General features: G+C 68.1%; 12 protein-coding genes and 1 pseudogene. 6 read left to right on the top strand and 7 right to left on the bottom strand.

Features of this window, described 5'->3' with window-relative positions:
* Together WB508_RS04170 and WB508_RS04165 are read left to right on the top strand one after the other, a co-directional pair.
* Positions 1-248: pseudogene (locus WB508_RS04170) on the top strand (TrkA family potassium uptake protein); the annotation flags it as partial.
* Positions 248-910 carry a potassium channel family protein gene (locus WB508_RS04165; protein WP_423843625.1) on the top strand — a complete coding sequence of 221 codons (663 nt, stop codon included), beginning with the start codon at positions 248-250 and terminating at the stop codon, positions 908-910. The pseudogene WB508_RS04170 and the gene WB508_RS04165, both read left to right, overlap by 1 nt.
* A 4-nt stretch (positions 911-914) precedes the next feature.
* On the opposite strand, the gene WB508_RS04160 is transcribed toward WB508_RS04165, so the two are convergent.
* Genes WB508_RS04160 through dut form a run of 4 tightly spaced genes read right to left on the bottom strand, consistent with a single transcriptional unit; the run spans position 915 to position 3084 of the window.
* The gene (locus WB508_RS04160; RefSeq protein WP_423843624.1) at positions 915-1601 is read right to left on the bottom strand and encodes a DUF3159 domain-containing protein; all 687 of its coding nucleotides are present in this window, start codon (positions 1599-1601) and stop codon (positions 915-917) included.
* Positions 1602-1955 carry an OB-fold nucleic acid binding domain-containing protein gene (locus WB508_RS04155; protein WP_423843623.1) on the bottom strand — a complete coding sequence of 118 codons (354 nt, stop codon included), beginning with the start codon at positions 1953-1955 and terminating at the stop codon, positions 1602-1604. It lies immediately after the preceding gene.
* A 9-nt stretch (positions 1956-1964) separates the two neighbouring features.
* Positions 1965-2627, bottom strand: coding sequence for a DUF3710 domain-containing protein (locus WB508_RS04150; protein WP_423843622.1), 663 nt, complete (start codon positions 2625-2627; stop codon positions 1965-1967).
* A gap of 7 nt (positions 2628-2634) precedes the next feature.
* Positions 2635-3084, bottom strand: coding sequence for a dUTP diphosphatase (dut, locus tag WB508_RS04145; RefSeq protein WP_423843621.1), 450 nt, complete (start codon positions 3082-3084; stop codon positions 2635-2637).
* A 54-nt stretch (positions 3085-3138) separates the two neighbouring features.
* Between dut and WB508_RS04140 the strand changes: the two genes are divergently transcribed.
* Together WB508_RS04140 and WB508_RS04135 are read left to right on the top strand one after the other, a co-directional pair.
* Positions 3139-3624, top strand: coding sequence for a DUF3093 domain-containing protein (locus tag WB508_RS04140; protein ID WP_423843620.1), 486 nt, complete (start codon positions 3139-3141; stop codon positions 3622-3624).
* Positions 3608-3967: a DUF4235 domain-containing protein gene (locus WB508_RS04135; RefSeq protein ID WP_423843619.1), complete on the top strand. Its 360-nt coding sequence runs from the start codon at positions 3608-3610 to the stop codon at positions 3965-3967. The genes WB508_RS04140 and WB508_RS04135 overlap by 17 nt, the downstream gene beginning before the upstream one ends.
* A gap of 18 nt (positions 3968-3985) precedes the next feature.
* On the opposite strand, the gene WB508_RS04130 is transcribed toward WB508_RS04135, so the two are convergent.
* From WB508_RS04130 to WB508_RS04120, 3 genes are all read right to left on the bottom strand, one after another.
* Positions 3986-4285 (bottom strand): DUF4193 domain-containing protein, encoded by a 300-nt coding sequence (locus tag WB508_RS04130; protein ID WP_423843618.1) that lies wholly within the window; start codon positions 4283-4285, stop codon positions 3986-3988.
* Between the two features lie 96 nt (positions 4286-4381).
* Positions 4382-5188 (bottom strand): inositol monophosphatase family protein, encoded by an 807-nt coding sequence (locus WB508_RS04125; RefSeq protein ID WP_423843617.1) that lies wholly within the window; start codon positions 5186-5188, stop codon positions 4382-4384.
* Entirely contained in the window at positions 5185-6231 is a 1047-nt protein-coding gene (locus tag WB508_RS04120) for a ferrochelatase (RefSeq protein ID WP_423843616.1), read from the bottom strand. The genes WB508_RS04125 and WB508_RS04120 overlap by 4 nt, the downstream gene beginning before the upstream one ends.
* Positions 6232-6315: 84 nt before the next feature.
* Here WB508_RS04120 and WB508_RS04115 point away from each other — a divergent pair, with 84 nt between their 5' ends.
* Together WB508_RS04115 and WB508_RS04110 are read left to right on the top strand one after the other, a co-directional pair.
* Positions 6316-7314, top strand: a complete 999-nt coding sequence (locus WB508_RS04115; RefSeq protein ID WP_423843615.1) for a YeeE/YedE thiosulfate transporter family protein — start codon at positions 6316-6318, stop codon at positions 7312-7314.
* 119 nt (positions 7315-7433) lie between these two features.
* Positions 7434-7819: patatin-like phospholipase family protein (locus WB508_RS04110; protein ID WP_423843614.1), on the top strand; the 386-nt coding region annotated here is incomplete at its 3' end.

Below are 7819 nucleotides of genomic sequence, written 5' to 3'. Positions count from 1 at the left end.
GGCGCGATCCGTCCGGCGAGGTCCGCCTTGACACCGCCTACGCCCCGTTGTCGTGGGTGGGCAGACGGATCGACACCTTCGAAGCACAGACCGGCGGCCGCGTCGCCTACCTGACCAGACTCGGGTCCGGTCTGATTCCCCAGCAGAACACGGTCATCCAGGAGGGTGACTTCCTGAGCATCATCATGCGCGAGGACGGTGCCGACAAGGCGCATCGTGTGCTCGACGGCGGACCGGAGGCCGACTGATGCGCGTCGTCATCGCCGGAGCAGGCGCCGTGGGTCGTTCCATCGCCCAGGAGTTGGTCGGCAACGGTCATCACGTGCTCCTGATCGACAAGGCTCCCAGCGCCATCCGCTCCGATCTGGTCCCCGAAGCGCAGTGGCTGTTGGCCGACTCCTGCGAGCTGTCCTCCCTGGAGGAGGCTCAGCTCGAGTCGTGCGACGTGGTCATCTCGGCAACCGGGGACGACAAGGTCAACTTGGTCACGTCGTTGCTGGCGAAGACCGAGTTCGCCGTGCCGCGCACCGTCGGCCGCGTCAACCACCCCAGCAACGAGTGGCTGTTCGGCGAGTCGTGGGGGGTCGATGTCTCGGTGTCGACGCCACGCCTGATGTCGGCCCTGGTCGAGGAGGCCGTCACGGTCGGCGATCTGGTGCGCCTGTTCACGTTCCGACAGAGCAACACCAACCTGGTCGAGCTGACGATGCCCGAGGGGTCACCGTTCGTGGGTCGACGAGTCAGCGACGTGCCGTGGCCCGCCGATGCCGTGCTCGTCGCAATTTTGCGCGACAACACGATCCAGACCCCCGAACCGGACCGTTCGCTTGAGGCCGGTGACGAGCTGTTGATCGTCACACCCGAGCAGGCCGAGAGCGACATCGCGCAGCTGCTCAGCCCCAAGAACTGAGCGATCAGGCCTGTTCGGCCTCGGGCTCCGATGGAATTGAGTCGCGACTGAGCAGCCAGCCAATGGCCGCGAAGGCCGCCACCTGCAACGGCCAGCCCATGGCGATCTTGGTGGCGCCCAGCAGGCCGATCTGACTGTCGAGCCACAACGGCAGCTGCACGGCAACGCGCAGGATGCACGGAGCGGCCAGCACCAAGGTGAGGCGCGAGCACAGACGCACGACGGCGGGGTCGTCGTGCCACGCTGTGGCGTCGCCGGTGACGCTGCCCACGAGGAAGCCCACCAGCGGCCAACCGATCAGCACGGTGAGCACCAGCACGATGCCGTAGACGCCGTTGTAGATCAAGCCGGGTGTGAAGAACGCCCGAGCGGCGTCCTCAGGAGTGCCACCGGCCGACGAAGCGCGAAGCGCGAAGGCGGCGGCAATGCCGATGCCGAACAGCGCATTGAACGCGAACTGGACGGTGGAGCGCTGGACCAGGCGCACCACGACGGCGAGAACAGCCAGACTGAGACCAGCGATCAGGGCTGGTCGAAGCTGGTTGGTGACGACAAAGATCGAGGTGAAGACGATCGTGGGCACTGCGCCCTCGATGATGCCGCGACGACCGCCCAGCGCCTTGGCAAGCTGGGCGCGCACGACATGCTCGACGGTCGCGTGGACGTCGCTGGAGCGGTCTGACGCGCTCACTTACGCGTCGAGCTCGTAGCGCGGGTTGTAGATGATTCGCTCGCCGTTGCGGCGGCCGATCCGGCCGTGCGCCGTGAGTCGACGTCCCGCCGCGACGCCTTCGATGCGACGTCGGCCAAGCCACACCAAGATGACTGCTGCCGAACCGTCGTAGATCTCCGCCTCGAGCGCCGGAACACCGTCCACCGGGCGCAGGGTGACCGATCGCAGCTCCCCGTGGATCGTGACGACGGCACGGTTGTTGCAGCTGGAGATCGGGCCACATCCGGCCTTCACCGAGTCCTGCTGCAACTCATCGGCATCACGTTGATCGGACGAGCGACGATCGAGCACTCGACTCATAATTCCAGCCATGTGGTCAGGCTACTCCGCACCTGTGTCTGCGTCGGGATCAACCACGAGCGCGTTGTTCGGAAGGGTGAGAAACAGCGGATCGCGCGATGCCATCGCCTCGGTGCCCCGGGTGACAACCACGTCGCGGAACGCGCGGAACAGCAGCCCATCGTCGTCCGGCGTCAACGCGGCTTGGCCGAGGAAGGTGCCGCGCAACATCCACCGAGGGCCCTCGACGACGACGATGCGGCTCGGCTGGAATCCTGAATCGCCATCTTCCATCGTGATCGGGATGCGCAGGTGCAGCTCGGGGCCAAAGGCTCCCTCGATGGTCTCGTGGGTGCCGTCCAACCGCTCGACCTCGGCGATCAGCTCGGCGCGCACCTCGTCCCAGAGTCCGCCGGTCCGCGAGGAGGCGAACGCCCTCAGCTCGAGGGCGGAGTCCTCCGTGACGAGCACCGCAGAACCGACGTCCTCGGAGTCGCCGTCTGCCTGCACGCGAATCTCGAAACCGACACGGCCGCGCACCTTCAGCGCGCCGAAGTCCACGTAAGCCGATTCGCCTTCGGTGGACTTCTCCGAGGAGTCGAAGGGGCCATCGGCCCGTGGAGCGGGCGGCGCGACGACGGTCTCGGGGGCGTCATCGCCGGGCTCGGTCGTAATCTTGTTCTTCGTGCGGCGCAAGATGGCCATGTGGTCCTCAGCTCGTGGTGGTGGTGCGGCCGGTGGATCCGTACCCACCCATGCCGCGCGGGGATTCGGGCAGGGCGTCGGTCTCGACGAAGTCGACGATCTCGACGCGCTGGATGACCAGCTGGGCGATGCGATCGCCGCGCGTGATCGTCACCGGCTCCGTGCGGTCGTGATTGATCAACAGGACCTTGACCTCGCCGCGGTAACCGGCGTCGATCGTGCCCGGGGTGTTCACGATGGACAATCCGTGCCGCAGCGCCAGTCCCGACCGGGGATGCACGAATGCGGCGAGCCCGTCCGGCAGGGCCACCGCGATGCCAGTGGGCACCAGCACGCGCGCACCCGGTTCGATCACGGCGTCGATGGTGCTGACCAGATCGGCTCCGGCGTCGCCAGGATGCGCATACTGCGGCAGCGGCACCTCTGGATCGAGCCGCCTGATCGTCACCTCGGACATGAATCCGACCCTACCGGCGAGGCAATGGTCGCCTCGATGAGGCAGGCTGGGTACGTGCCGACTGATCACACCGAACGACTGACGGCCCCACCCTCGTGGTGGGTGGCCGCGACCGCGTTCGCCCTCACGTGCGGCTGGCTCGTGCTGGTCGTCGGCACCACGACGGCCGCTCTCGTGACGACGGGACTGATCGGCGCACTGTGCGGCGCGATGGTGCTGACGTACGGCGGACTACGGGTCGCCGCCACTGACCAGGGTCTGCGCGTAGGACCGGCTCACCTCTCCATTGGCTCCGTTGGCGCCGCCGAGCCCTTGCATCGCGCTGAGTACCGGGCCCGCCTGGGCGTCGACGCCGACGCGCGAGCCCATCTGGTCACCCGGCCGTATCTCGATCGCGGTGTGCTGGTGCACGTCGACGACCCCACGGACCCGACTCCTTACTGGCTGATCTCCAGCCGGTACCCCGACGATCTCGCCGCTGCCATCAACGCTCATCGCACGACCCCCCACGAAGGGACCGCCCGTGGCCAAGAAGTCTGACAAGCCCACGATCGACACCGCCCCGCCGCCGAAGGCATCGGTCGGGAGCAAGAGCTCATGGAAGATGCTGGACCGCGGGTCCACCATTGTCAGCGGTCTGCTCGCCCAGCGCGTCGCCATGGTCGCGTGGCGCGGGGTCACCGGCCGCAAACCACCCGTCAACGGACGGCACCCCGATGTCGGCAGCGGCGAGGCCATCGCCTGGGCGATGGTGGGCGGCGCGCTCGTGGAGGTCGTGAAGATCGGCGTGCGGCGCGGCGCCTCGACCTACTGGATCAGATCGACCGGGCACCTGCCGCCCGGCATGAAGCCGCTCAAGCAGGAGCCGTCGAAGAAGAAGTAGTGGTGGTGGGTGCGGGGCTCAGCCGTCGCAGTCGCGACAGACGAGCACGCCCTTCTTGTCCGAGGCCAGCTGGCTGCGGTGGTGCACCAGGAAGCAGGACGAGCAGGTGAACTCGTCGTTCTGACGGGGAACGACCTGGACGGCGAGCTCCTCGTGCGAGAGGTCGGCTCCGGGCAGCTCGAAGGACTCAGCCGCTTCGGTCTCGTCCTCGTCGACCTTGCCCGAGTTCTTCTCGTGACGACGCGCCTTCAACTCCTCGAGGCTGTCCTCGGACTGGTCCTCGTCGGTCTTGCGTGGGGCATCGTAATCGGTTGCCATCAACCCTCCAGGTCTGCATCCTCGTCGGCGCGATTGTGCCACATGGCCACCGCGAGCACTTCGGCGCCCAGACGGACGCCCACGGGATCTACGCCGCTAGAAGCCACAAGCGCGAATCAGGGCGAAATATTCCTCAGCGATCGACGGATGAGCGGCCATGACCATGCGGCGGTCCGGCGGACCGTCCAGGCCCGACAGCACCAGGCCGGCCTCCGAGGCCACGAGGCCGCCGGCGGCAAGGTCCCACGGGTGCAGACCCTCCTCGACGTAGGCGTCGTAACGCCCCTCCGCCAGACCACACAGGTCGAGTGCGGCCGAGCCGATCCGGCGGATGTCACGCACCTGTGGAATGAACAGGGCCATCGCGGCCGCCTGCCTGGTCCGGATGTCGGGCTGATAGCTGAACCCGGTGGCCACCAGGGCGTGGGCCACACTCTCAGGGCGCGGCGCCGTGATCCCAACGCGCTGGTCGCCGTCATACCGCCACGAGCCCTCCCCTCGCACCGCGCCGTAGGACTCACCGGTGGGCACCGACACGACATAGCCAGCCACGACCTCGCCGTTGACCCGCACGGCGATCGAGACGGCGTACGCGCCGATGCCGTAGACAAAGTTGACGGTGCCGTCGATCGGGTCCACGACCCAATCGACGCCGGACGTGCCGATCAGATCTTCACCCTCCTCGCCGACGAAGCCGTCATCGGGACGAGCGTCAAGGATGCGAGAACGGATCAGATCCTCGGTGGCCCGGTCGATCTGCGTGACCACGTCGGTCGGGCTCGACTTCGTCGCCGCGACGTCGACTCGTCCGGTTGGGCGGGAGCGTCGCACGAAGGCCGCCGCCTCCAGGCCCACGGCGCGGGCCAGACTGAGCAGATCGCCGGGGACGGGCAACCGGCTCACACGCCGCCGACGGTGGGCAGCGGAGCGCGCACGTTGGGGCAGCAATCCATCGGGCAGCGATCGTGGGAAGCGGCGAACTCCCCCAACGCGATGTGATCTGGCGCCTCGCCGCGCTCGGCCGCGGCCCGCTCGAGCAGCAGGTCGCCGACCATCGAGACGAAAGCGGCGCTCGATCCTGGGGTGTCGACGCGGTCGAACTGCATGCCAAGACGCTCGGCCGTAGCCATCGCCTCGGTGTCGAGATCGTAGATGACCTCCATGTGGTCGGAGATGAAGCCGATCGGCACGACGACGACTGACTCGACGCCCTGCTCGGACAGGTGTGCCATGTGGTCGTTGATGTCCGGCTCCAGCCACGGCACGTGCGGGGAGCCGGACCGCGAGCAGTAGGCCAACGACCATGCCTGGGCTCCCGCACCGTCGGCCACCAGCGCTGCGACGCTCTCGTGCTGGCGCTCGTAGGCATGCTGGTCGGGACCGCCGCTGTCAGTGTTCATGCTGGTGGGGATCGAGTGGGTCACGAACACGACATGGGTGCCCGCGGGCGCCCCTGCCAGCGCTGCCCGGGTGGCGTCGGTGAAGGGTCCGACGAAACCGGGGTGGTTGAAGTAGTGCCGCAGGCGATCCATGCCGATGGTCAGACCGGTCGAGGCATCGTGCAGGTCCTCGCGGTACTGACGGCATCCGGAGTACGAGGAATAGGCACTGGTGAGGAAGCACGCCACGCGTTCAATTCCATCGGCGGCCATCTCGCGGGCTGCGTCGCGCAGGTACGGATCCCAGTTGCGGTTGCCCCAGTAGACCGGCAGATCGATGCCCCGGTCCGCGAGGTCCTTGCGGATCGCGTCGAGCAGCGCGCGGTTCAGGTCGTTGATCGGCGACTTGCCCCCGAAGAGGTGATAGTGCTCACCCACCTCGGCCAGTCGCTCGCGTGGGATGCCGCGCCCGGACGTGACGTTCTCCAGGAACGGGATCACGTCGTCGGGGTGCTCCGGTCCTCCGAACGAGACCAGCAAGAGCGCGTCGTACGGGCGAACATCCATGCTCCAAGTTTGGCACGCGATCTTCTCTGCGTCTTGCGAGCACACGAGCAGGTAGATGGCTCCGACGTCTGGCAGGATCAGCAGATGTTGCTCATGCTGATCACCGGAGTTCTCGCGGGCACTGCACTCGGCTACGTCCTGCAGCGGGCGGGTCTGTGCTTCCACTCGATGTTCGCCACGGCGTGGACCGGCTCCACCCGCCTGCTCCGCGGCTGGTTGCTCGGGGTGGCGATCGCTGCGGTCGGCTTGTCGCTGCTCTACGCGTCCTCGGCCTTCGACCAGCTGAACGAGGGCCTGGCCTTCCGCCCCGTGCGCAACATCGTCGGTGGCCTGCTGATCGGCGCGGGTATGGCCATCGGGCGCACCTGCGCCTCGGGACTGTTCTACAAGCTTGGCGCCGGCATGCTCGGCTCGATGGTTGGCATCGCCGGCTGGATCGCCGGAGAGCTGGTGGCCACCCGCGTCGACCTCCCGGGACCGACGGTGCTTGGCGGGGGCACCGAGGCAACGATCACAGGGGTGCTGGGCGTGCCTCGCCTGCTGGGAGCGGTCGTGCTGCTGGTCGTGGTGCTGGTCATCTGTCGAGCCTTGGCACGCCGCGAGGAGGAGCCCAGCTCGACCCGCGGCGCATTCGATGGCTCGCAGCCGTCGACGACCTGGACCTGGCAGCGCACGGGGATCGCGCTGGGCGCGGTGGCCGTGTTCGGATGGGTGCTTGCGGGCGCCAGCGACGCCACCTTCGGCCTCAGCACCGTCGGCGCATCGGCGAGCATCGAAGCTGGCCAGCCGATGTGGTGGTTGATCGCCTTCCTGCTCGGCCTGGTTCCCGGCGCCCACCTGGCAGCGCGGCACACCGGGGACTGGCGGGCTCGCGGCGAGACCCGCGTGCGGTACGGACAGCTGGCCGCGGGTGGCTTCCTTCTCGGCGCGGGTGGATGGATCGCCGGCGGGTGCAACCTGGGCCACGGAGTGTCCGGTGCCGCCCAGCTCAACGTCTCGTCCTGGGTTGCCGTGGCCGCCATGGCCGTCGGCGTCGGCCTCACCCGGCGTCTGCTGGACTCCAACGTCAGCAACACGCGCTGACCCCGCCGGGCGCTGAGCGGCGACCCGTCCCGTACCCGGAGGGGTCGCCACGTCACCGACGTCGACGTCGATGGGGCGCCAGGTCACGCCCGCTGCTCATGGGCTGACACAGTGACGCCATGACTCCACGAGGACTGGTCCTGGGCGGCGGCGGAATTACGGGGATCGCCTGGGAGACCGGTCTGCTGTGGGGGCTGGCCGAGGTTGGACTCGACCTGACCGACGCTGATCGCATCGTCGGCACGTCGGCCGGATCGATCGTGGGTGCGCAGGTCACCAGCGACATCGGGCTCGAGGAGCTCTACCGGCGTCAGCTGCTGCCGCCCGCCGACGATGCACCGCTTTCGTCGATCGGACCAGGTGTCGCTGCCCAATTCGTGGTGTCGTTGCTACGGGCACGCGGTGACGTGACCCGGTTCGGCCGCCTCCTGGGAGCAGCGTCGGTCTGGACCGCCGCTCAGGGCAGGACGCCCACCGTTGACGACCGCTACGCGCAGGTGGGCCC

The sequence above is a fragment of the Aeromicrobium sp. genome (genome assembly GCF_049586495.1).
In the GTDB taxonomy this organism is placed as follows: domain Bacteria; phylum Actinomycetota; class Actinomycetes; order Propionibacteriales; family Nocardioidaceae; genus Aeromicrobium.
The sequence above is the reverse complement of the archived record's forward strand: the minus strand, read 5'-3'. Positions and strand labels throughout refer to the sequence as shown.

What these genes read in the sequence shown, in the direction of transcription:
- WB508_RS04165 (WP_423843625.1), top strand. Translation starts at nt 248, where the DNA reads ATGCGCGTCGTCATCGCCGGAGCAGGCGCCGTGGGTCGTTCCATCGCC.
- WB508_RS04155 (WP_423843623.1), bottom strand. Translation starts at nt 1,955, where the DNA reads ATGGCTGGAATTATGAGTCGAGTGCTCGATCGTCGCTCGTCCGATCAA.
- WB508_RS04150 (WP_423843622.1), bottom strand. Translation starts at nt 2,627, where the DNA reads ATGGCCATCTTGCGCCGCACGAAGAACAAGATTACGACCGAGCCCGGC.
- dut (WP_423843621.1), bottom strand. Translation starts at nt 3,084, where the DNA reads ATGTCCGAGGTGACGATCAGGCGGCTCGATCCAGAGGTGCCGCTGCCG.
- WB508_RS04130 (WP_423843618.1), bottom strand. Translation starts at nt 4,285, where the DNA reads ATGGCAACCGATTACGATGCCCCACGCAAGACCGACGAGGACCAGTCC.
- WB508_RS04120 (WP_423843616.1), bottom strand. Translation starts at nt 6,231, where the DNA reads ATGGATGTTCGCCCGTACGACGCGCTCTTGCTGGTCTCGTTCGGAGGA.
- WB508_RS04115 (WP_423843615.1), top strand. Translation starts at nt 6,316, where the DNA reads ATGTTGCTCATGCTGATCACCGGAGTTCTCGCGGGCACTGCACTCGGC.